Source organism: Pseudomonas sp. NPDC088368 (assembly GCF_044753445.1).
In the GTDB taxonomy this organism is placed as follows: Bacteria; Pseudomonadota; Gammaproteobacteria; order Pseudomonadales; family Pseudomonadaceae; genus Aquipseudomonas; species Aquipseudomonas bambusae.
Genome location: NZ_JBIVNG010000006.1, coordinates 360,747 through 385,683, shown reverse-complemented (window position 1 = coordinate 385,683; position 24,937 = coordinate 360,747). Strand labels below are relative to the sequence as shown.

Annotated in this window: 17 protein-coding genes and 1 pseudogene; 10 read left to right on the top strand and 8 right to left on the bottom strand. The window is 59.3% G+C overall.

All coding sequences use genetic code 11. The annotated features are described in order from the left end of the window. Positions 1–32: 32 nt before the first annotated feature. Positions 33–533 (bottom strand): hypothetical protein, encoded by a 501-nt coding sequence (locus tag ACIQAL_RS15805; protein WP_401146956.1) that lies wholly within the window; start codon positions 531–533, stop codon positions 33–35. Positions 534–1,531: 998 nt separating this feature from the next. After that, complete coding sequence (locus tag ACIQAL_RS15800; RefSeq protein ID WP_401146953.1) at positions 1,532–2,533, bottom strand: DUF4917 family protein; 1,002 nt, start codon at positions 2,531–2,533, stop codon at positions 1,532–1,534. A gap of 399 nt (positions 2,534–2,932) precedes the next feature. Between ACIQAL_RS15800 and ACIQAL_RS15795 the strand changes: the two genes are divergently transcribed. Both ACIQAL_RS15795 and ACIQAL_RS15790 read left to right on the top strand, forming a co-directional pair. Next, positions 2,933–5,281 carry an AAA family ATPase gene (locus ACIQAL_RS15795; RefSeq protein WP_401146950.1) on the top strand — a complete coding sequence of 783 codons (2,349 nt, stop codon included), beginning with the start codon at positions 2,933–2,935 and terminating at the stop codon, positions 5,279–5,281. A gap of 27 nt (positions 5,282–5,308) precedes the next feature. Beyond that, positions 5,309–6,385: an endonuclease gene (locus ACIQAL_RS15790; RefSeq protein WP_401146947.1), complete on the top strand. Its 1,077-nt coding sequence runs from the start codon at positions 5,309–5,311 to the stop codon at positions 6,383–6,385. A gap of 118 nt (positions 6,386–6,503) precedes the next feature. Here ACIQAL_RS15790 and ACIQAL_RS15785 read toward each other — a convergent pair. The 3 genes and pseudogenes from ACIQAL_RS15785 to ACIQAL_RS15775 form a co-directional block, all read right to left on the bottom strand. Continuing rightward, positions 6,504–6,656: pseudogene (locus tag ACIQAL_RS15785) on the bottom strand (IS5/IS1182 family transposase); the annotation flags it as partial. A 554-nt stretch (positions 6,657–7,210) separates the two neighbouring features. Next, the gene (locus tag ACIQAL_RS15780; RefSeq protein WP_401146944.1) at positions 7,211–8,470 is read right to left on the bottom strand and encodes a type II toxin-antitoxin system HipA family toxin; all 1,260 of its coding nucleotides are present in this window, start codon (positions 8,468–8,470) and stop codon (positions 7,211–7,213) included. Next, positions 8,463–8,780: a helix-turn-helix transcriptional regulator gene (locus tag ACIQAL_RS15775; RefSeq protein ID WP_401146941.1), complete on the bottom strand. Its 318-nt coding sequence runs from the start codon at positions 8,778–8,780 to the stop codon at positions 8,463–8,465. The genes ACIQAL_RS15780 and ACIQAL_RS15775 overlap by 8 nt, the downstream gene beginning before the upstream one ends. Positions 8,781–9,109: 329 nt before the next feature. Here ACIQAL_RS15775 and mexE point away from each other — a divergent pair, with 329 nt between their 5' ends. The 3 genes from mexE to ACIQAL_RS15760 are packed head-to-tail and all read left to right on the top strand — an operon-like array spanning position 9,110 to position 14,952. Beyond that, a complete protein-coding gene (gene mexE / locus ACIQAL_RS15770; protein WP_401146938.1) occupies positions 9,110–10,351 on the top strand; it encodes a multidrug efflux RND transporter periplasmic adaptor subunit MexE in 1,242 nt (413 codons plus the stop codon). A gap of 12 nt (positions 10,352–10,363) precedes the next feature. Next, positions 10,364–13,555 (top strand): efflux RND transporter permease subunit, encoded by a 3,192-nt coding sequence (locus ACIQAL_RS15765; protein WP_401146935.1) that lies wholly within the window; start codon positions 10,364–10,366, stop codon positions 13,553–13,555. Continuing rightward, positions 13,555–14,952, top strand: coding sequence for an efflux transporter outer membrane subunit (locus ACIQAL_RS15760; RefSeq protein WP_401146932.1), 1,398 nt, complete (start codon positions 13,555–13,557; stop codon positions 14,950–14,952). The genes ACIQAL_RS15765 and ACIQAL_RS15760 overlap by 1 nt, the downstream gene beginning before the upstream one ends. A 410-nt stretch (positions 14,953–15,362) precedes the next feature. Here ACIQAL_RS15760 and ACIQAL_RS15755 read toward each other — a convergent pair whose 3' ends face one another. Together ACIQAL_RS15755 and ercA are read right to left on the bottom strand one after the other, a co-directional pair. After that, the gene (locus ACIQAL_RS15755) at positions 15,363–17,030 is read right to left on the bottom strand and encodes a NahK/ErcS family hybrid sensor histidine kinase/response regulator (protein WP_401146929.1); all 1,668 of its coding nucleotides are present in this window, start codon (positions 17,028–17,030) and stop codon (positions 15,363–15,365) included. Beyond that, positions 17,014–18,177 carry an alcohol dehydrogenase-like regulatory protein ErcA gene (ercA, locus tag ACIQAL_RS15750; RefSeq protein WP_401146926.1) on the bottom strand — a complete coding sequence of 388 codons (1,164 nt, stop codon included), beginning with the start codon at positions 18,175–18,177 and terminating at the stop codon, positions 17,014–17,016. Before ercA ends, ACIQAL_RS15755 begins: the two co-directional genes overlap by 17 nt. Before the next feature lie 304 nt (positions 18,178–18,481). Between ercA and ACIQAL_RS15745 the strand changes: the two genes are divergently transcribed. After that, on the top strand, positions 18,482–19,147 hold the full coding sequence (locus tag ACIQAL_RS15745; RefSeq protein ID WP_401146923.1) for a response regulator: 666 nt from the start codon (positions 18,482–18,484) through the stop codon (positions 19,145–19,147). 338 nt (positions 19,148–19,485) lie between these two features. Here the strand turns inward: ACIQAL_RS15745 and ACIQAL_RS15740 are convergent, their stop codons facing one another. Further along, on the bottom strand, positions 19,486–19,815 hold the full coding sequence (locus ACIQAL_RS15740; protein ID WP_401146920.1) for a thioredoxin family protein: 330 nt from the start codon (positions 19,813–19,815) through the stop codon (positions 19,486–19,488). A 171-nt stretch (positions 19,816–19,986) separates the two neighbouring features. Here ACIQAL_RS15740 and ACIQAL_RS15735 point away from each other — a divergent pair, with 171 nt between their 5' ends. From ACIQAL_RS15735 to ACIQAL_RS15720, 4 genes are read left to right on the top strand one after another with little or no spacing between them, the layout of a single operon-like run. Then, the gene (locus ACIQAL_RS15735) at positions 19,987–20,535 is read left to right on the top strand and encodes a helix-turn-helix domain-containing protein (RefSeq protein WP_166597785.1); all 549 of its coding nucleotides are present in this window, start codon (positions 19,987–19,989) and stop codon (positions 20,533–20,535) included. A 6-nt stretch (positions 20,536–20,541) separates the two neighbouring features. Next, positions 20,542–21,690, top strand: a complete 1,149-nt coding sequence (locus tag ACIQAL_RS15730) for an HlyD family secretion protein (protein WP_401146917.1) — start codon at positions 20,542–20,544, stop codon at positions 21,688–21,690. Next, the gene (locus tag ACIQAL_RS15725) at positions 21,687–23,300 is read left to right on the top strand and encodes a DHA2 family efflux MFS transporter permease subunit (RefSeq protein WP_401146914.1); all 1,614 of its coding nucleotides are present in this window, start codon (positions 21,687–21,689) and stop codon (positions 23,298–23,300) included. Before ACIQAL_RS15730 ends, ACIQAL_RS15725 begins: the two co-directional genes overlap by 4 nt. Before the next feature lie 7 nt (positions 23,301–23,307). After that, a complete protein-coding gene (locus tag ACIQAL_RS15720) occupies positions 23,308–24,837 on the top strand; it encodes an efflux transporter outer membrane subunit (RefSeq protein WP_401146912.1) in 1,530 nt (509 codons plus the stop codon). Positions 24,838–24,937: the final 100 nt, after the last annotated feature.

The following is a 24,937-nucleotide window of genomic DNA, read 5'->3' as shown; positions in this document are numbered from 1 at the left end:
TGCCCTCGGCAGAGTGCTCCCACTTTCCTGAGCTATTTACTGGCTGCTGCTTGCTTTGGATCTTTCAAAGTCTCTTCGCCCAACGCCAGCATCACGCTAAGGAAAGTGAGACTGAAAACCATGACAAGCGTACGAATTACATTCTCAGCGCTCAATGAGTCCGGTTCGACCCAGTGCCAAACCGTTAAAAATCCCAGTATCGCTCCTAGGCCCGTTCTGCCTGCGGTCAAAAAACTTCCACCAATGTCACCTAAAAAAAGATGCACACCGTCGAGCCAACGCTGATACCGAGCGGACATGAACCTCCACTTGTATTTAACAATTGCAGCTACCGCGAATGCTAAACACAGCCACGCGTAGTAGCCCATCAAAAAAGGTGCGGCGAGTAAAAGGTCCAGCATTGCCTTGAACTGTGCTGACGACTCTGAATTTAACAGAACTGGCACTCCTCCCAATGCGAAAGCGAGTGCCAGCTCCCGGGATGCCCTCGCAACAACGTGCAATTTTGGACGTGTTTTTTTAACCTTGAACATATCAATCCTCATGGTGAGTACTCGTTGGATCTACGCTGGCTTTGCTCGGAGCAGCAACGATTAATGAAGACAACGAAAGCAGGCAACGGAACTTACCGGGTTCATAACTGATATGTCCTGCCGAAATAGCCAAGCCAGCAGCCGTAAGTAACTGATCTATCGATCGCTCCCCTTCTCAAAAGCCCCCCTCCCGTCAGGACATAGCTCTTGCCAAGCAGACGAACGACATGGTTTTTAGATTCGCAGAGCGGTGGGTCATCCGCGGTTAGGCCCCACGTAGGATCCGCTCAAGCAAGCGCAAGTCCAAAGACGTGGTCGCCCACCCTCTCCGCAGGCCGTGCACGAACACGCTTGCGAAGGTCTTGCTGTTGGCGCTGGCGTCGAATTGACCCATTGGCCGATGCCATGATGTTCCAACAGCAATCCGCAAAAAACCAGCACTGGTAACGGTTCATAAGGTAGAAGTTTGGATCAGTAAGGTTTCAGCAACAGGGTCAATACTGTGCTGGCGATAACAGTCACGCCGCCTCCTATGCAATTTGCGCCGACAGTTCCGCAAATATGTCGTCCGCCGCTGACTCAACGCCCTAATGGAACCACAGCAGTCGCAGGCGCAAGCATCATCCCTACCGCTCGACTAGATGTAGGCATTAAAGAAGAGCTAGGTGCTTAGCCCGGGAACCCGCAGAAAAGCCTTCACCGGCAAGCTATGTTGCCATGCGACCACACTGGCGTCGCTTTTGAAGGAGACCGCAGCGTAGTAAATGCCAAGACCTGAATGCTTACCTAGCCAATTGGCGCTGGCCTGTCGAATGTCCAGGCTGCGGCAATATCCCTATCAAGGTCGTGATGCAGAAGTTCATACCTCAGACCATCGTCGTCGGCAATTACCACGCCGGGTGACAAAGCAGTCTTCTGCAGCAGCCAATCCTGTCCGGTAGAGCCATGCCGGCAGCGACGCTGTTTGCATGGCCTTTCTAGCTCCCAGAAGTTCCAGTCTATTCGTCTGCCGGGTGAATCCAGCAGCCGGGACTCTCACTATCGAAGAAATCTACTTCTACCTCGCCGAGGTCATCCTGGATGATCTGATGGGCCGTATTGCAGTAAGCTTGGCTGCCCCGAAATACTGAAACGGCCACACGCTGGATGCCACTGCCTCGCATTCGCTTGAGCAGGTGCCTGTCATGCTCCCCCAGTCCCCAGCCGAACAGGGTCAGCGATCTGCGTGGCGATGTGAGGACCTCCCGATAGACCGTGGACAGGTAATAGCTGCTACGGATTGAGTTGAATTTTTGCCCGGCGGTGCCCTCACTGACGAACAGCGGCACAACTCGTTCGCTACGCCACTGCCGCAGGATCGCTTCCAGCAGCCCATGGCCTGCAGCATGGATTTTGAACTCTTCCTCCACGTTATTACGGCTCAGAGCCAAGCTACCGTGGGGGTAGAAGACCAAGGTATTTTCGCGCTCGCCGTAAAGCGAACGGAATCGCCGCCAATCGTCGTCAAAACTGCCGTCGCGGAAGCAGTCCTTGAACTTGTGACCATCGTCGACGTTAAAGCCGTGCGCCATGGTCCAGTAGACCAGCAAGTCGTAGTTCAGCGAGAGCACCGTGTCGAACCCTTTAAGGTACTGGTACATGTTGGGCAGATGTTGTGTGACCTGCTCGTACTCGGGGTGTACGCTGCGGACCGCCTGTATTAAGGAGTCTCGAACTCGCACATACGCCTGGTGCGTTCGCTCGTCAGGAATTTCAAGTGACCGGTTCACGTTGCTGGCCTGCCAGACCAGCCGCAGGACAAGCTCAAAATCGCTGGTTTCGAAGAAGTCGAACAGGCGCTGCACATCGCCGTCGAGCAACTCATTCTCGCGAGCATGCGTCAGCAGAGAGCCATACGCGAAGGTCGGCGCAATCGCGATGCTCGCACCGTTGCCGAGCAAGATAGTGCCGCGACGATAGTTGTTAGAAATTTCTGCCCACGGCAGGATGGGGAATGGCATACCGGCTCCGCTCTGGATGTTGTCGCGCGATGATAGCCGTACCCGGTGAACGTTTATCAGTGACCGCGTCAATAAAAAACGTGATCACCGAACCGCGGCAAGAATTGAATGAGTGCACGGAAGGAAACTGTATGAGTGGGGAGTAGCTGTCGACCTGATTGCCGGATGCTGCTTTCCGCCACCGCATGTTGTAGGTCGAAGGCGGCCGGCTGGGAGTAACGGCTATTGCTTGAAACAAGCCATTCCTGTAGCCGTGGACACTAGGTATGCCCCAATGACTCGTGACAGCCTTCGCGGAACATCACAGACTTTTCGATAGTGGCCCCATGCTATATCGTGCACCCTGTGTTTGGCGATGATCTGTGGCGGTTTGTTTCGCCGTGTCAGGGAAGATGAGCAATGCAACGATTTTTACGCAACAAAGTACCTCCCTCCATTTTCCGCGAAAAGCAATTCAGGAAGTCCAGAGAGCAACTGCTGGAGTTCTTCAGTCTGGACACTCAGGAGCGCTCTCAAACCCGTGTGCCCATGGAAGACCTGGAACTGAATCTGAACCAGGTCAGCCCTGTTTATGATGCGCTGGGACAAATGTTTCGATGGAAATGCGCATTTTGCGAAAGCAAGGATCATCCACTTCCCTACCGATTCCGACCAACGTCGTCTGCAACCTCTACGATAGGAGGGATTGACTCGCATCTCTACTATGTCTGGCTCGCCAATGCCTGGGAAAATATCTATCCCATCTGTCTGAGGTGTATTCCGCGTCAGCCTTCGTTCTTTCCGATCAAGGGCAAACGTGCTCCGATTCCGAACCTTGACCAATTACGCCAGTATGCCGATGACAATCTTGGTTCATGGCGCTTCTCCACATACCGCGAGACAGCCGTTTTGCTTGATCCGTGCGTTGATCAGCGTTTTGAAAAGCACTTTTTCCCCTCCGTTAATGGCGAGCTGCTGCCACTGTCTGAAGAGGGCGATATCACAATCGCCAATTTTCGCCTGGACCGTCCAGAATTGAATGAACTGCGGGAAGCCAGACTTCGGCAGTACCGTGAAGAACTATTGGCGCCTGGTGAACACCTGCCGCGATTACGCCAGACTACCTTTCAGACCTATTTTGACTTCGCCGAACTTGAGTTCGGTGGCCTGTGGTACCTGCAATGCCGGCGAATTGCGCTGTACTTGTCACAAAGAGCTGGCCTGACAATGCCTACGGGCCGCTCCGGGGTGGCAAAGACACTGAAAACACTGCTTTCAGTCGGGGACTATCAGCAGACGCGTGAACAATTGCAGGGGTGGATTGAAGAAACTGACTTCGGCCGTAAAACCTTGAACATACCGCCAACGGACTATGGCGTTCTGGACACTGAGCCAGACCAGCAGAAGCCCCCCGTGCCGCTGGTTTACCCGTCCTTGCATTCCATCGAACTTCAGCATTTCAAGGCGATCGAGCACCTCGAATTGAATCTCGGCACACTCAGCGCCGAATCGCAGTTGAGCAATGAAACTCTACAGCCAGCACTGCTGATACTGGGTGAAAACGCCACCGGAAAAAGCTCGATTCTCGAAGCGATTGCGCTAGCGCTGAGCCATCCACATACACCTGCCACCTTGAACCTGACACCTGCCTCCTTCGTGCTTTCTCCAGCCCAACTGGGCTCGGATGACGTGGCCTCTAAAACCCTGGCACAGGTACGTTTGAGTTTCGACGAGGGGCAAGCCAAAGTCTTGAGGATTGATGACAACGTCTTTCGACCGGATGGACTGGGTGATGTACCGCCGGTGTTCGCTTACGGCGCCTTTCGCCAATACCAGAAAAGATCTTCTCAGGCTCATGAAGCCAATCACGCGATCATCAACCTGTTCGAAACGGATCGCCTGCTGGCTAATCCGGAGCAATGGCTACTCGGGCTGGAGGGCGAAGACTTCAATGACGTAGCCCGTGCATTGAAAATCATCATGTCTGTGGACGGCGACATAAAAGTCATCGAAAAAGCGCCCGACGGTAAATCCTGCCTGATCGTGACGGTCCCCGCGGGTGTAGTAACCAGGACACCGCTCAATGATGTGTCCTCAGGCTACAGAACCATCCTGGCAATGGTGTGCGACATCATGCAACGGCTCATGGACCGTCGCGTCCATCCCCGTTTTCAAGGACTTGAGCATGCCCAGGCTGTGGTGTTAATCGACGAAGTCGAAGCGCACCTGCACCCGCGCTGGAAAATTCAGATCATGCATGTGTTGCGCAAGGCCTTGCCCAAGGTCACGTTCATCGCCACCAGCCATGACCCCCTGTGTCTGCGCGGCATGCAGAAAGGAGAAGTCGTGGTCGTTCAACGTCGGTCCAAGGCTGGCGGGGCAAAGACTAAGTACGCCACGTGCATTGAGCAATTGAGTGATCTACCGGACTCCTCCCGGTTGACGATCGAGCAATTGCTGACGTCCGATTTTTTCAATTTGATGTCAACTGATCAGCCGGAAATGGACAAACAACTGGCCAGCGTGGCCGATCTATTGAGCAAGCGCAAAAACAGAGAGGTGTTGACCGCCCAAGAACAGCGGGTCATGGCCTATTTCGAAGATGAGGTCAACGACGCGCTTCCCGTTGGCACCAGTGAGGCCCAGCGTGTCGTTCAGGAGGCTGTCGCCGAATTTCTTCAGCGGCGAAAGAAAGAACCTTCCAGTGAGTGGGAAACGATACGTGTGGAAACAAAGACCAAAATACTGAATATCCTCAAGGACTTTTGAACCGTGCGCTTCGTTGACCGATCCCTCGTGAAAAAGCCCCTGGCGATGTTGCCGAGAAAGACCACAGTCAGTGCCGCCGATCAGGAACTCACTGATTTAACAGCCTATTTCAAAGAAAAAACGGCTGCACTTGAGACCTTGGCGCGCGCCAGAGCCACGATGGCGGCCGATGATCCGGTTGTGATTGAAGCCGCAAAGGCAGTGGACTACTTGAAAAAACCCCTTTTCAAGACCTATCGCAAAAATTCGGTCAAAACCCAGTTGTTAGCGCTGTTTCATGGCAAGTGCGCGTATTGCGAAACGTTCTACCCTGCCGTGGCCCCGGTTGACGTAGAGCATTACAGGCCGAAGGGGGGCGTAGATAATACTGACCATACGGGGTATTGGTGGCTGGCGATGGATTGGGAAAACCTGCTTCCCAGCTGTATCCATTGCAACCGACTGAACGAACACATCACACCGGTGCTCTCGACCCAATTGGTTGAACTGCGCAGTGACCACTTAGGCTTCAGCAAGCAACGCAGGGTCACTACAGGCAAAGGCAACCATTTTCCAATCCTGGGGGCGCGCGCGACAAAGGACTCGAGGGACTGTTCAACGGAATACGCGTTGTTACTCAATCCCTGCCTGGATGATCCACAAGAGCATTTAGCCTTCCATGTCGACTGCGAAAAGCTCATTGGGTTGGTGTTACCAAAACCACACGATGGCGCGGGGCTACCTGAAGTCATTCCAACCCAAGATCTACTCCCGGAATTCAAAGGTGAAATTGATAAGGCGCTTGAAGACAAGCTCAGTCTTCGTGGCGCGGTATCGATCCATACCTACGGGCTGAACCGTTTGGGGTTGGTCCAGGATCGCACGCGAGTACTGCGCCAACTCGCCTTTATGGAGGAGTCAGTAAAGGATCTTTGCGCGATGATTCTGAAACTCGAAATGTGCAGGAATGCTCCGTGCGCGGATGAAAACAAGCGCATCATAAAACGAATGGAGGCATTGATAGACCGTACGGTGCGACATATGAAAGAGATGGCCAAGCCTCAAGCACCCTACTCGACGATGGTTCGCGAATATCTGTCTGGTTTCGAGAAGCGCCTCGTCTGATCAAAGCTTACCCGGCAGGCCGTCCATTCGCTTTCAACGCAGGTGTTCGATCCTAGATGGCAACCCAACACAGTTTTGTCATCAAGCCAATTGATAGCACCCTAACGAAAGGTGCATGCTAGGCTCTGCACGAAAAGAGATGTCGCATACACCGCATGGAACAAGCCAGTGAGACCATGGCCGGATAGCTTTTCGCGAGCTTGTCGAAGCGTGTCACGATCCTGCGGTTCTCTTTCAGCCAGCCAAACATTCGCTCGATGATGTCGAATTGACCCAATGGGTGACGGCACGCTGAAGCCCTTGTGGTACTCAGCGCAGTGACTCGGTACTTTCAGGGCATCGCCCACCACGGCATTTTTCATAATGATCTCGAGGGCATGTGCGACAGACTCGTGCAGCCTCTTGGGGTTAAGTTAATCGTGCAATCGAAAGGATCGTTGAAGCTGGCAGAGCTGAACTGAACTGAATCGTCCTTGGTTTCGTAGAAACCTCCAAGACCAGCAAACCAATTACGCGGATGCAAATATTGAGTAGAACACAGCAGATCGGAGTTGCTGCTCTCGAGCGAGGGCGGATTAGCGTGTCCTTGATGAGCCCTTCAACGTACCTCCAGATCCAATGAGGAGTTACACCGAAAGCCAGTCATTGCCATACTGGAGTCCGTGAGAAATCGCCGCTCGCGAGCGCTCTCGCACCCTGTGTAATTGGGGGCAAAACTGGGGGCATCATTAGTTTTTTATGACCTGAAACTACCGTCCTAGAGCCCAGACGAAATGTTTTTCGGCGATCCGGACAGTCTTTAACGCTGTTTGCTGGCCTGTCCGCTTACCGAAGCAGCCGGATATTCTCGTTGATACGTTGCTGAATCATCTGCCGGGTGGCCAAGGTGATGGCGTTCGGGTATTGCTTCTGTGCCAAGGCTTCGAACCCCGCTCCGACCTCGCACACGCGATCGATCAGGGCAGCAGCGACGTCCGCCGCAAGCTCGGCTTCTCTGGCAAGACCGAGCATGGCCGCACGGTCGATCGCCAATGCCTCTCCCATGACGTCCATCTGGTGATACCCCCCGGGCCCTTCGCAAAACGTCACGTCGTAAGCGGGCGCCAGGGTCCAGGCGCCGGTTGATGACATCACGTACGCGAAATTCTTCGGGTGATCGTCCCGGTTGTTGAACACCACATTGAAGACGGCACGTTCGAATGCGAGCGCTTTCTCGCGCATGTCGTTGGTGCACAGTTGCGTCGCCCGAAAGAAGTTGACGTAGTCCAATGAGCCTGGCGATGTGAAATCCGCTCCCGTGAATGCCGCAAGGCTCTGCATCGGCACGCGCAGGCCGTTTTTTCGATCAAAGCGCCGACTGGAGAAAGCCGCGAGCCCGTTGGGCAGTTCGAAATACAGGGTATCGGGCGTCGAGATGCCACACATCCGCAGGCACTCGGCATACAGCGTCTCAATCGCGCACACTTCGGGATGCTCGCCCCGTGCAGGAAACTTGACCAGCCAGGCCTCGAAGGCCGGATTGACCGCCGTTGTGAAGTGGCCGGTCTGCGGGTCGCGGTACACGAGGGCCTTGGGCCTGGCCCCCTGCGGAGAGCCACCCACGAGCATCAATTGCGCCAGAAACTCGCCACCGTCGCCATTGAGTACGTGCCGGACTTCAGCCGCCAGCGCGTCAAGCGAGACGTGTTGCCGGGCCTCCTCCCCTTCGGGTGCCACAGGCTCGAACGTCATCGCGCCCATCGCGTTGTCCCCTACGTACGCAAGTCGCTCCAGAGGCCCGATCCGGGCGGTGTTGAGATGGCGGCGCCTGAACAGCCGATCCATCAGCAGCATGCCCCAGCCATCGGGCAAGGCATCATAGACCGGGCCCGGCAGGCCTAGCTGATGAGGCGCAAACCCTCTGCGCAAGGTCTCGCCTTTAAGCGGGAGGGTGAATGAAGACAGCTCCAGCCCCCGCTTCTTCGCCTCCGCGCTGTATTCGAAAACGATCTGCGGACGCCCGTTGATCGCCGCCGTGGAGACCAGCGTGCCCCACAGCCAACGCTCGCCCCAACCTTCATAGAAAACGTGCACTTGCTCAAGCATCAGTAGGTGCCCGCTTCACTCGTTGACGCCGCGTGCTGCGTTCATAACGGCGAATGTCATCAACACTTTCCAGGCGCGGCAGGAACAGCGCTTCGAGTTCCTTGCTTCGACCCAGCACCACAGCGACCCGGACAACGGTCTCCATGCCAACGTTGCGTCCGGCTTCAAGGTTCGACACAGTGGTGACCCCTACGCCTGCGCGGCCGGCCAGATCGCTCTGTGTCATCTGCTGGGCCAGACGTTCGGTGCGTAAACGCTCACACAGCCGTTTCACGATCTCGTCCGGCTTGCTGAAGTTGAAATCCAACACGATCATGGCTCCGCAGTAATAAATGCTTCAGGCAGGGAGAATAGGAGGGTGTGCGCGACATATCAATGCCTTTAAATCCATAATATTGTGTCTTATCTCGAAGATTACGACATAAGCGACATTATAATGGAGTTATCAGACAAACTTTGATTCGACAGCGATGGACGTTGCCATAGAACGACGCCCGTTATCGTCCCAAGCCCCGTCCCAGAGCCTTTGTAGCCGGAAATATCATTCCCACTGATATTTACCTTCGCCGTATTCGATTCGTGCAATAGAACCCCCGAGAACAGAATCCGCCCATCTCAATAACATCGGCGGATTTTCCCATGGTTCAGTCACTTACTCCCTTGCGCTATCCCCTTGCCGCGCTGGCACTGGTGGTGCTCAGCGCGTGTGGTAAAGGCCCTGAGACGGCAGCTCAGGCTCCGGCGGCAGCCAAAGTCAACGTGGCCAAGGTGCTTGAGCAGCCCGTCAACGAATGGGATGAAGTCACCGCGCGTCTGGAAGCCCCGGAAACCGTGCAGGTTCGCCCTCGCGTTTCGGGTCAGATCGATTCCGTCGCGTTCACCGACGGCGAGCTGGTGAAGAAAGGCGACCTGTTGTTCCAGATCGACCCGCGTCCGTTCGAAGCTGAAGTGCATCGCCTCGACGCTCAACTGCAACAGGCCAAGGCCGCATCGGTTCGCAGCAACAACGAAGCCCAGCGTGGCGAGCGTCTGCGCACCAACAACGCGATCTCGGCGGAACTGGCCGACTCGCGGACCACCACCGCGCAGGAATCCAAGGCCGCCGTGGCCGCCATTCAGGCCCAGCTCGATCTGGCGAAGCTGAACCTGAGCTTTACTCGCGTGACCGCGCCGATCACTGGCCGTGTCAGCCGCGCAGAAATCACCTCGGGCAACATCGTCACCGCCGATCAGAGCATCCTCACCAGCGTAGTCTCCACCGATAAGGTGTACGCCTACTTCGACGCCGACGAGCGTGTGTTCCTGAAGTACAACCAATTGGCGCGCGACGGCAAACGCGGCGCGACCAGCCCGGTGTACATGGGCCTGTCCAATGAAGCTGAAAACCCGCATCAGGGCCAGATGAACTTCGTCGACAACCAGGTCAACCCACGCACCGGCACCATCCGTGGCCGCGCCGTGTTCGACAACAGCAAGGGCGAATACACCCCTGGCCTGTATGCCCGTCTGAAGCTGGTCGGCAGCGGCACCTACACCGCCATGCTGATCAAGGACGAAGCCGTCGGTACTGACCTTGGCAAGAAGTTCGTGCTCGTTGTCGACAAGGACAACAAGGCCACCTACCGCAACGTCGACCTGGGTCCGAAACTCGAAGGCCTGCGGATCGTGCGCAGCGGCTTGCAGAAAGACGACCGCATCGTGGTCAGCGGTCTGCAACGCGTGCGCCCGGGCTCACCGATCGACCCGCAAGACACCCCGATGGCCAGCGCCGACACGCTCGCTGCTCTGCAACAACAGCGCCAGGCACTTGAAGCCAGCAACCAACCGAAGGCCCAGTCCAAACTGGATGCCAAAGTTGCCGCTGCTACGCCACGCGGTTAAGGGACACACTCGATGAATTTTTCAAAATTCTTTATCACGCGACCGATCTTCGCAGCGGTGCTTTCGCTGTTGATCCTGATCGCGGGCGCCATCTCGCTGTTCCAGCTACCGATCAGTGAATACCCGGAAGTCGTGCCACCGACCGTCGTCGTGCGTGCCAACTTCCCCGGCGCCAACCCGAAAGTGATCGGCGAAACCGTGGCGGCGCCTCTGGAGCAAGCCATTACCGGTGTCGAGAACATGCTGTACATGTCCTCTCAGGCCACCGCCGACGGCAAACTCACCCTGACCATCACTTTCGCGCTGGGGACTAACCTCGACACCGCGCAGGTGCAGGTGCAGAACCGCGTGACGCGGACCGAGCCGAAACTGCCGGAAGAAGTGACCCGCATCGGTATCACCGTGGACAAGGCCTCCCCGGACCTGACCATGGTGGTTCACTTGACCTCCCCCGATCAGCGTTACGACATGCTGTACCTGTCGAACTATGCCGTGCTAAACATTAAAGATGAGCTGGCGCGTCTGAACGGTGTCGGTGACGTGCAGCTGTTCGGTATGGGTGACTACTCCCTGCGTGTCTGGCTCGACCCGAACAAGACCGCTTCGCGCAACATCACCGCAACCGATGTCGTTAACGCCATTCGCGAGCAGAACCGCCAGGTGGCCGCCGGTCAACTGGGTGCACCGCCCTCCCCGAGCGCGACCAGCTTCCAGATGTCGATCAACACTCAAGGTCGTCTGGTGACCGAGGAAGAGTTCGAAAACATCATCGTGCGTGCGGGCGAAAACGGTGAAATCACCCGTGTTCGCGACATCGCCCGTGTGGAACTCGGCTCCAGCCAGTACGCCCTGCGTTCGCTGCTGAACAACCAGCCGGCCGTGGCGATCCCGATCTTCCAGCGCCCAGGCTCCAACGCCATCGACATTTCCAACGAAGTGCGCGGCGAAATGGAACTGCTGAAGAAGAGCTTCCCGGAGGGCATGGACTACAGCATCGTCTACGACCCGACGATCTTCGTGCGCGGCTCTATCGAAGCAGTGGTTCACACCCTCTTCGAAGCGCTGATCCTCGTGGTCCTGGTGGTGATCCTGTTCCTGCAGACCTGGCGCGCCTCGATCATTCCGCTGGCCGCTGTGCCGGTGTCGCTGATCGGTACGTTCGCGGTCATGCACCTGTTCGGCTTCTCCCTCAATGCGCTGTCGCTGTTCGGCCTCGTACTCGCGATCGGTATCGTGGTGGACGACGCCATCGTGGTGGTGGAAAACGTCGAGCGAAACATCGAGCTCGGCCATAAACCGATGGAAGCCACGCAAATCGCCATGCGCGAAGTGACCGGCCCGATCATCGCGACCGCGCTGGTGCTGTGTGCGGTGTTCGTACCGGCGGCCTTCATCTCCGGCCTGACGGGACAGTTCTATAAACAGTTCGCGTTGACCATCGCCATCTCGACGGTGATCTCGGCCTTCAACTCCCTGACCCTGTCGCCTGCACTGGCTGCGGTATTGCTCAAGGGCCACGACGAGCCGAAAGACGGGTTCTCGCGCTTCCTCGACAAGCTCTTGGGTGGCTGGCTGTTCCGTCCGTTCAACCGCGTTTTCGTCAAGGCCAGTAACGGCTACGTCGGCGCCGTCGGTCGCGTGATCCGCGTTAGCGGCGTGGCACTGTTGGTGTATGCCGGTCTGATCGTCATGACGTGGCTGGGCTTCTCGACCACACCAACCGGTTTCGTGCCGCAACAGGACAAGCAATACCTGGTGGCCTTCGCCCAACTGCCGGACGCCGCGAGCCTGGACCGCACCGAAGATGTAATCAAACGCATGTCCGACATCGCGCTGAAACAGCCTGGCGTCGAGAGTGCCGTAGCGTTCCCGGGTCTGTCGATCAACGGCTTCACCAACAGCCCTAACTCCGGCATCGTGTTCGTGACGCTCAAGCCGTTCGATGAGCGCACGCTGGCCAGTGAATCCGCCGGTGCAATCGCCGGGGCATTGAACGGCAAGTACGCGTCGATCCAGGAAGCCTACATGGCCATCTTCCCTCCGCCGCCGGTACAGGGCCTGGGCACGATTGGCGGTTTCCGTCTGCAGATTGAAGACCGTGGCAACCTCGGTTACGACGAGCTTTACAAAGAAACGATGAACATCATCGGCAAGAGCCGCAGCGTGCCGGAACTGGCCGCACTGTTCACCAGCTACACCGTGAACGTGCCACAGGTCGATGCCGCCATCGACCGCGAAAAAGCCAAGACCCACGGCGTGGCCATCAGCGACATCTTCGACACCCTGCAGGTGTACCTGGGCTCGCTGTATGCCAACGACTTCAACCGTTTCGGTCGTACCTATCAGGTCAACGTTCAGGCTGAACAGAAATTCCGTCAGGACGCCGAGCAGATCGGTCAGCTGAAAGTGCGCAACAATCTGGGCGAGATGATCCCGCTGGCGACCCTGCTGCACGTCACCAACACCTCCGGCCCGGACCGCGTGATGCACTACAACGGCTTTATCACCGCCGAGATCAACGGTGCCGCCGGCCCAGGCTTCAGCTCGGGTCAGGCACAGGCCGCGATGGAAAAACTGCTCAAGCAGGAACTGCCGAACGGCATGACCTACGAGTGGACCGACCTGACCTACCAACAGATCCTGTCGGGTAACACCGCGCTGCTGGTCTTCCCGCTCTGCGTACTGCTGGCCTTCTTGGTATTGGCTGCGTTGTATGAAAGCTGGAGCTTGCCGCTGGCGGTCATCCTGATCGTACCGATGACCCTGCTGTCGGCCATCGCCGGTGTGATCATTGCTGGTAGCGACAACAACATCTTCACCCAGATCGGCCTGATCGTACTGGTGGGCCTGGCCTGTAAGAACGCGATCCTCATCGTCGAATTCGCCAAGGATGAACAGGAAAAAGGCAAGACCCCGCTGGAGGCCGTACTGGAAGCCTGCCGCCTGCGTCTGCGTCCGATCCTGATGACCTCCTTCGCGTTCATCATGGGTGTCGTGCCATTGGTGCTGTCGAGCGGTGCCGGTGCCGAGATGCGTCATGCCATGGGTGTGGCCGTGTTCTCCGGGATGCTCGGCGTGACCTTCTTCGGTCTGCTGCTGACCCCTGTGTTCTATGTGCTGATTCGTAATTACGTGGGACGCAAAGAGGCGCGCAAGGCCGCCAAGGCCCAACGCGTCCAGACCATCGCTCCGGAGGCTCATTGATGAAGGCTGTAAAACTCTTCCTGCCGAGCCTGTTGGTCCTTGCGCTGGCGGCCTGTGCCGTCGGCCCTGACTACAAGAAGCCGGACACTGCGGCGGCCAATATTCAGGCCGCTGCACAGGGCACCTACGACCGCAACCGCACCGAGACCATCTGGTGGCAGCAGTTCGAAGACCCGACCCTGAACCAGCTGGTGGCTCAGTCGCTGCAAGGCAACCGTGAACTGCGCGTCGCCTTCGCCCGACTGAAAGCGGCCCGTGCAATTCGTGACGACATCAGCAACGACGCGATGCCGGTCGTGACCAGCCGCGCCAGCAGTCAGGTCGGCCGCGCTCAGGTGCCGGGTGAAACCGAGCACCGGGTCAATCAGGAACGCTACGACCTGGGCCTGGACATGGCTTGGGAGATCGACCTGTTCGGCCGCATCCAGCGCGAACTGGAAGCCAGCGATGCTGATCAACAGGTGGCCGAGGCCAATCTGTATCAGCTGCAAGTGACCATGATCGCCGAACTGGTGGACGCGTACGGTCAACTACGTGGCGCACAACTGCGCGAACACATTGCCCGGGACAACCTGAAAAACCAGCAGGACTCCCGCGACGTGACGCGACAACTGCGCGATGAAGGCGTCGGCAATGAAATCGACGTCGTGCGAGCCGATGCGCGCTATGCCGCAGTGGAAGCGACCATTCCGCAGCTGCAAGCCGAGCAGGTTCGTGAACGCAACCGCATCGCCACGTTGCTGGGCGAACGCCCGGACGCCATGACCGTGAGCCTGGCCCCGGCCAAGCTTCCAGCGATTTCCAAGGCGCTGCCGATTGGTGACCCGACCAAGCTCCTGGAAAACCGTCCTGACGTGCGCAGCGCCGAACGGCAACTGGCGGCGCAGACCGCGCGGATTGGCGTGCAGACCGCCGACCTGTTCCCACGGGTCAGCCTCAGCGGCTTCCTGGGTTTCACCGCCAGCCGGGGATCGCAGATCGGTTCGGGCGCGGCCCAAGCCTGGGGCCTTGGCCCGAGCATCACCTGGGCCGCGTTTGACCTGGGCAGTGTGAAGGCGCGTATTCGTGGCGCCAACGCCGATGCCGAAGGCGCACTGGCCAACTACGAGCAGCAAGTGCTGCTGGCGCTGGAAGAAACCGAGAACGCGTTCAGCGACTACGACAAGCGTCAGCAGCGGCTGGTGTCGCTGGTGCGTCAGAGCGAGGCGAGCCGTTCCGCGGCCAACCTGGCGAGCATTCAGTACAAGGAAGGCACCGCTGACTTCCTGGTCTTGCTGGATGCGGAGCGCGAGCGTCTGGCGGCTGAAGACTCTCAGGCCCTGGCCGAGATCGACCTGTATCGCGGGATCGTCGCCATCTACAAGGCGCTGGGCGGCGGATGGCAGCCTAACGCCTGATGACCGAAACAAGGGACGGCGTACCCCGCCGTCTTTTCGAAGCCCCGCACTCACAAGGTTCGGGGCTTTTTTGTTATGAACCGCTGAGGGACGGATGCCTTGCCTGACGGTGCTAGCTGCGGTGTATGCAGGTTTGCTGTCGATTTTGGCCGCAGGCCGGTGCTTTCAAGTGGCGCGATGGGGGATGTGCGCATTCCGCTTTTGATTCTGGCCGCAGGCCGTGGGAGTTGGCTTGCCTACGATCTGCTGCGCAGCAGTAGTAAACCCGTTGGATGCGGTGTGCCTGACACAACCGAGGTGTCAGGTTTTGCTGCCGCTTCGCAGCAGATCGTAGGCAAGCCAACTCCCACGGCCTTCGGCCAGAAACCGGACGGTGGCGAGGCCTGATGGTTGAATGTCTCCGTCAATACCTACCCCAACAACTGACTCACCACAGCCCGCAATTTCCCCGGCTTGACCGGCTTGTTCAGCAGCGGCGCGTTCAGCCGCTGCAATGACCGTCGACACGCATCGGTGCGGTCCGCCGTGATCATCACGCACGGGATTTCCCAGCCGAAATGCGCCCGCAGGTCCGCGACCACATCGCAGCCTAATACCCCGTGGTCGAGATGAAAATCGAACAGGATCATCTCCGGCGCCCGCCCCTGGAGCACCCGGTAACAGGCGGCCTGATCGGTCGCTGTCAACACCTCGCAACCCCACTGTCCCAACAACGCGGCCATGCTGTCGAGAATGCTGGTCTCGTTGTCCAGCACCAGCAGGCGACGTCCCGGCAGCGGGTTGCCCGTGCCTGGCGCTTGGTGGGCAGCGACGCTGATCGGCACCGGCATTTCCGCTGAGAGCGGCACGTCGATGGAAAACACCGACCCTTTCCCCGGCCGTGAACGGACCTGAATCCGACAGCCCAGAATGCGGCCAATGCGCTCGACGATGGCCAGTCCCAACCCGACCCCTTTACGATCTGCCGCGCGGCCGACATCCAGCTGGTTGAACTCCAGAAAGATCGACGCCAGCCGGTCGTCGGCGATTCCCCGGCCCGTGTCCCACACCTCGATGCGCAGCGCATCCCCTCGCCTGCGCGCACCGAGCAAAATGCTGCCGCGATCGGTGTAGCGACAAGCGTTGCTGAGAAAATTGCGCAGAATCCGCGTGATCAGCCGCAGGTCGGTACGCACCGCAAACGGGCCGATACGGGCACGCAGGGCCAAACCCGCCGCCTCCGCCACGGGCTCAAATTCCGACACCAACGGCGCCAACACTTCCTCAAGGCGATACAGCTCGATGTCGGGCTGGATCGACGCCCGGTCGAGCTTCGCAATGTCGAGCAAATCGGTGAGCAGGTCCTCTGCCCCTTCCAGCGCCTGATGGGTGCGCTCCACCAATGTCTGTTCGGCATCGGGCAAGTGACGCTCGCGCAGGGTCGAAATCAGCAGCCTCGCGGCGTTCAACGGTTGCAGCAAGTCGTGGCTGGCCGCTGCGAGGTATTTGTCCTTACTGCGATTGGCGGACTCGGCGGCGTCGCGGGCCTCACGCAGCTCGTCGGTGCGCGCCGTGACGCGCAATTCAAGCTGGTCATTGAGTTCCTGCAAACGCTGTTGCGCCAGCTTGCGCTCGGTGATGTCGGCCACAAAACCCTCGAACACGCCGTCTTCGTCGGGCTTGAGCAGCAGGTTCATGAGCACGTCGACGTAGCTGCCGTCCTTGCGCCGCAACCGGGTTTCATAACCTTGCAGGCTCTGGTCCCGTTGCAGCACCTGCGCGATGCTCTGCATTTCCGCCTGCCCGCCGACGAACAGCGTGCTCCCCAGATCGTCGAGCACCCGCAGCACTTCGTCGGGATCGCGGTAGCCGAGCATGCGCGCCAGTGCCGGATTCGCCGCTCGCAGCCCCTCATGTAACCGCGCCTGAAAGATGCCGTGGACCGCGTGTTCGAACAGCCATTTATAACGGTTGCGCTCGTTTTCCAGCTCGGCGAGACGCAGGGTCAGCTCCGGATAATGGCTCTTGCGCGTCGAATGATTGCCCAGCCCGAGCAGCGCTGTCAGCGCGGACTGTTGGGTGTCAGAGGGCTTCGCCATAGACCACTTCGACGTCGCGCTGGCTGGACGTGCGGGGGTTGGTGAGGATGCACGGATCGCCCATGGCGTGCCGAGAAAGGAACGGGATATCCGCCGTGCTGACACCGTGCAATCCGAGGGTTTCGTGAAAGCCCATCTGGTGTTTGAGCGAGATTAGGTGGTCCACCAATCGCTTGCTGATCGCCGCGTGATTCAGGCCTCGGCAATCGATGCCCAAGGTTTCGGCGATCACTTTGAAACGGTCCGGGGCCGAGCTGTAATTGAATGCCACAACGTGTTCGATCAACACGGCGTTGCACAGGCCATGGGGCAGATCAAGGAGGCCGCCCAGGCTATGGGACATGGCGTGCACCGCGCCGAGAATCGCGTTGGAAAACGCCAGTCCCGCCTGCATGCTGCCGAGCATGACCTTCTCGCGGAGGGCAATGTCGGTGGGGTTGGCGATCATCTGCACCAAATGGCCGTTGATCAGCCGCATGGCTTCCAGTGCGTGGGGGTCGGTGAGCGGGCCATGGCCGGTGGAAACGAACGCTTCGATGGCATGCACCAGCGCGTCGATACCCGTGCAGGCCGACAGAAACGGGTCCATGCTCAGCGTGGTTTCTGGATCGATGAGCGACACGTCGGGCACCACCGCCTTGCTGACGATGGAGATCTTCATGCGTTCCTGGCGGTCGGAAATAATCACGAATTGCGAGACGTCCGCCGAAGTGCCTGCGGTGGTCGGGATCAGGATCAACGGCGGGCTGGGCACGCGGATGGTGTCCACGCCTTCGAATTCAAGAATGTTGCGACCGTGGGCCACCGCGATGCCGATGGCCTTGCCGCAATCCATCGGGCTGCCGCCGCCCACCGCCACGATCACGTCGCAATGGTGTTCACGATAGAGGTCGGCGCCGAGCATCACCTCCTCGACGCGAGGGTTGGGCGACACAGCGCTGTAAATGAAATAGTCGAGGTCTTGCGCGTGCAGGCTGGCTTCGACGTCCGCGACCCAACCGGCGGCGATCACGCCAGGGTCACTGACCACCATGACCTTGCGCGCGCCGAAGGTCTTGGCGTAATTGCCGACGCTGTGACGGCTGCCAGCGCCGAAGATGATTTCCGGGGCCACGAACTTGCGCAGCATGTTGAGGCTCTGGCTCATATCAGGCGGTTTCTTGTTCTTGTCGGGAATGAGGGCCAGCCTAGAGCATCCGCAGGGGTTTGCAATAAGACCAAGGGCTGACGGTGTGGGTTGGCAGCCACTGTCGGCGATACCGACTTGAAACCCGCGTGTCTCGGGGCGTTCAGCCGTGTCGGCGACACGTGGGTGGATCGAAATCGTTCAGACCGTCTACGACTTTGGTACTGCTTTCGCTCTCGATGGTCGCATTCACAAAGCAGCGCTACTGACGTGTAATGCCGCTCAGGGCCAACGACAGGCTAGACAATAAGAAAGGAAAGACGCCATGTACAAGATCCTGATTGCCGACGACCATCCGCTGTTTCGCGAGGCGATTCACAACGTGATCAGCGACGGGTTTCCGGGCAGTGAAGTCATGGAAACCGAAGACCTGGACAGCGCACTGGCGATGACTCAGGGTCATGAAGACCTCGACCTGATTCTGCTGGACCTGAACATGCCGGGGATGCACGGGCTGAACGGCCTGATCAACCTGCGCAACGAGGCGCCGACCATCCCGGTGGTCATCGTCTCAGCCGAACAGGACAAGCACGTGGTGCTGCAAGCCATTACGTATGGCGCCGTGGGGTTCATTACCAAATCATCGCCACGCAAGCAGATGACCGACGCCATCGAGCAGATCCTCAACGGCAATGTCTACCTGCCGCCGGACATCATCCGCAGCCAGAAACCCGGCCACCGCAGCACCCCTCGCGACGCTCCGCAGCTACAGCCTGAAATGCTCGAAGCGCTGACACGCAAACAGTTGCAGGTGCTGGAGCGCATGACCAAAGGCGATTCCAACAAACAAATCGCCTTCACCCTCACCATCGCCGAAACCACGGTCAAAGCCCACGTCTCCGCGATCCTGCGCAAGCTCAACGTGCACAACCGGGTACAAGCGATTCTGAGCGCCGGGGATATAGACTTCGCGGCGTACTTGCGGCGTTAGCAAAGCCCGCGCCAGGGAGCATCTCTGTAGGAGCGAATTCATTCGCGAAGGGGCCAGTACATCCGACAAATCTCTGCTGGCTGCGCCACCGTCTTGCGAATGAATTCGCTCCTACAGTTTTGGACTCGGGAGTTCAGACATATCTGGGCAACACTGGGAATCCGATCAGGCGCCCCAACCAAATCGGGCTGAACCCGATCCTCCTGTGGGAGCGAATTCATTCGCGAAGGCGTCGTCACATCCCAAACACATTTGTCGCCTGACGCACCCATTCGCGAATGAATTCGCTCCCACAGGTCAAGTGTCCGCCTGGATTTCACGGGGCCTCTATCTTCCTGTCACCCCTCCCGAACCGCCCCTTCGAACGCCTCTTCAATGTCACTCACGCGAGTCGGCCTCACCAGTCGCCCGACTTCCTGCCCGTCGCGCATGAACACCAGTGTAGGCCACAGCTTCACCTTGAACGAGCGCCCCAACCTGCGGCCGCTGCCATCTTCGACTTTGACGTGGCGTACCTGCGGATACTCGGCAAACACCTCGCCGATCAACGGCTGGGCTGCCTTGCAGTGCCCGCACCAATTGGTGCCGAAATCGATTACGGACACGCCCGCCAGCGCATCCACTTCAGCACGGGTCAGGGTTTCGGGCAGATAAAGCGCATCAGTCATCACCAGCCTCCTCTTAGGGTCCGGGCAGTGTAACGCCCTCCTCCACGCTGCCACACCCAGCCGCTTGTCACTTCCATAGACATAGTGACTTGCATGATGAAAGTCACTTAGTTAGATTACACCCATAATTTTTCTCCCGCGCTGCCCTTGATAGCCCCGGAGGCTATGGCCATGAAGAAGAAAAGCTTTGCGAACATGCCCTGCCCGATTGCCCTCAGCCTCGAACACGTGGGGGACTGGTGGAACATCTTGATCCTGCGCGACCTGTCCTACGGTTTGTGCCGCTTCGACGAATTTGAAAAAAGCCTCGGTATTGCGCCCAGCACCCTGACACGACGCCTCAACGGCCTGATCGAGTCCGGGCTGGTCGAGCGTCACGCCTACACCGACAAACCGCTGCGTTATGACTACGTGCTCACCGAAAGCGGCCGCGACTTCCGCACCGTGGTGCTGAGCTTGATGAAATGGGGACACAAACACTTCTCCGGCGAGCGCTCGAACATTGAGTTGTTCGACGAGAACACGGGCGTGCCCGTCGATTTGGTGCTGACCGACGGCAACACCGGCAAGCGCATCAACATGCACGACCACAGCCTTCGCTACAAAGGCGCGCCGGACAGCCTGTCTGCGTGGCGCCTTGAAACCGGCCGCCCGCGCCGCGACGCCTACCGCAAGACGCTTCCCAAACCCTCTTCCCAACCTCAGCAGAATCACAGGTAAACCGCGATGAACAACCCTCAAACCGTTACCGAGCCTGCCGTTGCGGCTGCACCGCCAAAGCCCGCTCGGGGCAAACGTCTGATTCTGTTGCTGCTCGCGGTGGCCGTCGTGGTGGGCGCCGTTTTCTATGGCCTGCATTGGTGGACCGTCGGCCGTTTTCTGGAGTCCACTGACGATGCCTACGTCGGCGGCGATGTCACGGTGATCGGACCGAAAGTGCCGGGCTACATCACCGAGCTGAAAGTGACCGATAACCAGATCGTCCACGCAGGTGACCTGCTGGTGAAGATCGACGACCGCGATTACGTCGCCGCGTTGAACAAAGCCGAGGGCGCCGTGGCGGCTGAAGAGGCGCTGCTCGCCAACCTCGACGCCACCGAACAGCTGCAACACGCGGTGGTCAGCCAGGCGAAGGCCGGGATCGATGCCGCCAATGCCGAAACCGTGCGTTCCAAAGACGATCAGGCACGCTACAAGGTGCTGTCCGGACGCTCGGCAGTGTCCATTGAAAGCTTCCAGCGCGCCGACGCCACTTACAAGACCGCCCAGGCCAACGGCGCGAAAGCCCAGGCGTCGATGCTGGCCTCGCAACGACAGCTGGACGTCATCGCCACCCAGAAACAACAGGCCCGCGCCGCCCTCGAACAGACCAAGGCTGAACGCGACATGGCGCGCCTCAACGTCGGCTACACCGAACTGCGCGCCCCGGTGGACGGCGTGATCGGCAACCGCCGCGCGCGAGTCGGTGCTTATGCGGCAGCGGGTACGCAATTGCTCTCCGTGGTGCCCGCCACCGGGCTGTGGGTCGATGCCAACTTCAAGGAAGACCAACTGGCCCACATGCACCCCGGTCAGGCCGTCACCATCGAAGCCGACGTGCTGCCGGGCCAGGTGTTCCACGGCCACCTCGACAGCCTCGCCCCGGCGACCGGTTCGCAATTCAGCGTGCTGCCGCCGGAGAACGCCACCGGCAACTTCACCAAAATCGTGCAGCGGGTGCCGGTGCGGGTTTACCTCGACGGCGAAGACGGCCACCTCGGCAAGCTGCGGCCGGGTCTGTCGGTGGTCGCGGAAGTCGACACGAACGTCAACGGACAAAAAGACGCCCCGCAACCCAACGTCGCCAGCGTCGCTGACGGGAAAAAAGCCCCATGAGCACCGCCACCGCCACCGCCAGCGCACCCGCCGCAAAACCCAAAGGTCCGATAGACGCCGCATCGATGGCCACCGGGGCCAAGATCCTCGCGTTTGCCAGCATGTGTGTGGGGATGTTTATTGCCTTGCTGGACATCCAGATCGTGTCGGCCTCGCTGCGTGACATCGGCGGTGGCTTGTCAGCCGGTTCAGATGAAACGGCGTGGGTCCAGACCAGCTACCTGATCGCCGAAATCGTGGTCATTCCGCTGTCCGGCTGGCTCGCCCGAGTGTTCTCCACGCGCTGGCTGTTTTGCGCCTCAGCGGTGGGCTTCACCCTCACCAGCCTGCTCTGCGGACTGGCCTGGAACATCCAGAGCATGATCGCCTTCCGGGCGCTGCAAGGGTTCCTGGGCGGTTCCATGATTCCGATGGTGTTCACCTCGGCGTTCATGTTTTTCACCGGCAAGCAGCGGGTGATCGCGGCGTCCACCATCGGCGCGATCGCGTCTCTGGCACCGACGCTGGGACCAGTGATCGGCGGCTGGATCACCGACGTGTCGTCGTGGCACTGGCTGTTCTACATCAACCTGGTGCCGGGCATTTTTGTCGCCGTCGCGGTGCCGATGCTGGTCAACATCGACTCGATGGACCTCAAGCTGCTCAAGGGCGCCGACTACATCAGCATGGTGTTTCTGGCGTTGTTCCTCGGCTGCCTGGAATACACCCTTGAAGAAGGCCCGCGCTGGAACTGGTTCAGCGACCAGACCATCCTCACCACCGCTTGGGTGTCGGGCCTGTCGGCCATCGCCTTCATCAGCCGTACCCTGATGGTGCACAACCCGGTGGTGGATTTGCGCGCCCTCAAGGACCGCAACTTTGCGCTCGGCTGCTTCTTCTCCTTCGTCACCGGCATCGGTCTGTTCGCCACCATTTACCTCACGCCGCTGTTCCTCGGCCGCGTGCGGGGTTACAGCGCGCTCGAAATTGGGGAAGCAGTGTTCTCGACGGGCGTATTTCAATTGATGGCCATCCCGGTGTACGGCTTTCTGGCCAATCGCGTCGACCTGCGCTGGATCATGATGTTCGGCCTCGCGCTGTTCGGCCTGTCGATGTGGGATTTCTCGCCGATCACCCACGACTGGGGCAGCCATGAACTCTTGCTGCCGCAAGCCATTCGCGGTTTCGCGCAGCAGATGGCGGTGCCACCGGCCGTGACCCTGACCCTCGGCGGCCTGCACCCGTCGCGGCTGAAACAGGCGTCCGGCCTGTTCAATCTGATGCGCAACCTGGGCGGCGCCATCGGCATCGCGGCCTGTGCCACGATCCTCAACGACCGCACCAATCTGCATTTCACGCACCTGGCCGAACACCTCAACTACAGCAACGAAGCCATGAACACCTGGCTCGCGACCGTGACCGGCAACTTCGCCGCGCTGGGCCAGAACGCCGCCGACGCCAGCAATTCCGCGCTGCACCAACTGTGGCTGCTGACCTACCGCGAAGCACAGACCCAGACCTACGCCGACGCGTTCCTGTCGATCATGGTCTGCTTCATCGTCGCCGTGGCGATGGTGCCGTTGATGCGCAAGGTCGCGCCTCCGGCCGCACCGTCCGCCGATGCCCATTGAGAACGCCATGAACACTCAACGCCCCCTTTCCGTTTCACGTTTCGAGGACAGCCCCATGATCACTCTGGCGTCTCGTTTCAAACGCACGGGCGTCTTTGCCCTGAGCGCCCTATTCGTCGCCCTCGCCGGCTGTACCGTCGGGCCTGATTATCAGCCACCGAAAAATACGCTGACCGCGTCCTACCAGAACCAGACCCTGTTGCAACAACGGGTCGGCGACACCCCGGCACCGGCGCTGGACACGTGGTGGACCGGCTTCAACGACCCGGAGCTGACCCGCATCATTCAACGTGTGCTGGATCAGAACCTTGACCTGGCGAAGTCCTTCGCCCGTGTCGAACAGGCCCGCGCCGTGGCGCAACAGGCCGGTGCGATACGCTTGCCTCAAGGCGCGCTGGACGCCAAAGCGATTCGTCAACGCCAGTCCACCGAAAGCGCCCAAGGCCAGTTGGGCAGCGCGTTTCCCGGCTATGACCGCAACCAGACGCTGGAGACCCTCGGCGTCGGTGCCAGTTGGGAAGCCGACTTGGCGGGTGGTCTGAAGCGCGGCGAAGAGGCGGCAGTGGATGAAGCGCAGGCTGCTGAAGCCAACCATGTGGGCGTGCGAATCTCTGTCGCTGCCGAAGCCGCCGATGCCTATTTCCGAATTCGCGGCGCACAGCAACGGCTGGCGGTCGCCGAAGATCAGGTCAAGACTCAGAACGGTTTGCTGGACCTGATCAACGACCGCATGGGCAGCGGCCTGGCGACCAACCGCGAACAGGCCCAGGCCAAGGCGCTGGTGTTGCAGGCACGGGCGACAATTCCGCCGTTGCGCACCGAACTGGCGACCCAACTCAACCGGCTGGACGTGCTGATGGGCGCACAGCCCGGCACCTACGCGCTGGAAATGAAAAACAGCGCGCAGACCTACAGCGTGCCGACCATCAGCGATTCCGAAGGGCCCGCCGAGCTGCTGCGTCGTCGCCCGGACGTGATTACCGCCGAGCGCAAACTGGCGGCGTCCAATGCCCGGATCGGCTCGGCACTCTCTGAGTATTACCCGAAGGTCTCGCTGTCCGGCTTGTTGGGGTTCGACACAGCCCATAGCGGTCAACTGTTCACCTCGTCGGCGTTCCAGCCCCAGGCGATTGTGGGCCTGCATTGGCGGCTGTTCGATTTCGGTCGCGTGGACGCCGAAGTCGCCCAAGCCAAAGGCGCCAATGCCGAGGCGCTGGCCGAGTACCGGCAAGTGATGTTGAAGGCCACCGAGGACGTCGAGAACGCCATCGTTACGCTGGTGGAACTGGAACAACAGCGCACGGAAGTGAATGAGGAAGTCGCCGCGCACCAGACCGCACGGGACGCCGCGCAGGATGCGTACACAGGCGGCGCGATCAGTCTGGTGGAAGTGCTGGATGAGGATCGGCAGTTGCTGGTGTCGCGGGATCAATTGGCGCAGTTGCATGCCAATGATGCGAGGGCAGCGGTGTCGACCTTCCGGGCGTTAGGGGGTGGTTGGCCGCAAGCGGCGAAACCTGATCTGGCGAAACGCTGATGGGAGAATGACCCGATACCTGTGGGAGCGAATTCATTCGCGAGAAGGCATTCCAGGCAACAGATCTCTGTCGGCTGTACTGGCCTTTCGCGAATGAATT

Coding starts and splice junctions, on each gene's coding strand:
- ACIQAL_RS15805 (WP_401146956.1), bottom strand. CDS start 533: ATGTTCAAGGTTAAAAAAACACGTCCAAAATTGCACGTTGTTGCGAGG.
- ACIQAL_RS15800 (WP_401146953.1), bottom strand. CDS start 2,533: ATGCCATTCCCCATCCTGCCGTGGGCAGAAATTTCTAACAACTATCGT.
- ACIQAL_RS15795 (WP_401146950.1), top strand. CDS start 2,933: ATGCAACGATTTTTACGCAACAAAGTACCTCCCTCCATTTTCCGCGAA.
- ACIQAL_RS15780 (WP_401146944.1), bottom strand. CDS start 8,470: ATGCTTGAGCAAGTGCACGTTTTCTATGAAGGTTGGGGCGAGCGTTGG.
- mexE (WP_401146938.1), top strand. CDS start 9,110: ATGGTTCAGTCACTTACTCCCTTGCGCTATCCCCTTGCCGCGCTGGCA.
- ACIQAL_RS15765 (WP_401146935.1), top strand. CDS start 10,364: ATGAATTTTTCAAAATTCTTTATCACGCGACCGATCTTCGCAGCGGTG.
- ACIQAL_RS15760 (WP_401146932.1), top strand. CDS start 13,555: ATGAAGGCTGTAAAACTCTTCCTGCCGAGCCTGTTGGTCCTTGCGCTG.
- ACIQAL_RS15755 (WP_401146929.1), bottom strand. CDS start 17,030: ATGGCGAAGCCCTCTGACACCCAACAGTCCGCGCTGACAGCGCTGCTC.
- ercA (WP_401146926.1), bottom strand. CDS start 18,177: ATGAGCCAGAGCCTCAACATGCTGCGCAAGTTCGTGGCCCCGGAAATC.
- ACIQAL_RS15745 (WP_401146923.1), top strand. CDS start 18,482: ATGTACAAGATCCTGATTGCCGACGACCATCCGCTGTTTCGCGAGGCG.
- ACIQAL_RS15740 (WP_401146920.1), bottom strand. CDS start 19,815: ATGACTGATGCGCTTTATCTGCCCGAAACCCTGACCCGTGCTGAAGTG.
- ACIQAL_RS15735 (WP_166597785.1), top strand. CDS start 19,987: ATGAAGAAGAAAAGCTTTGCGAACATGCCCTGCCCGATTGCCCTCAGC.
- ACIQAL_RS15730 (WP_401146917.1), top strand. CDS start 20,542: ATGAACAACCCTCAAACCGTTACCGAGCCTGCCGTTGCGGCTGCACCG.
- ACIQAL_RS15725 (WP_401146914.1), top strand. CDS start 21,687: ATGAGCACCGCCACCGCCACCGCCAGCGCACCCGCCGCAAAACCCAAA.
- ACIQAL_RS15720 (WP_401146912.1), top strand. CDS start 23,308: ATGAACACTCAACGCCCCCTTTCCGTTTCACGTTTCGAGGACAGCCCC.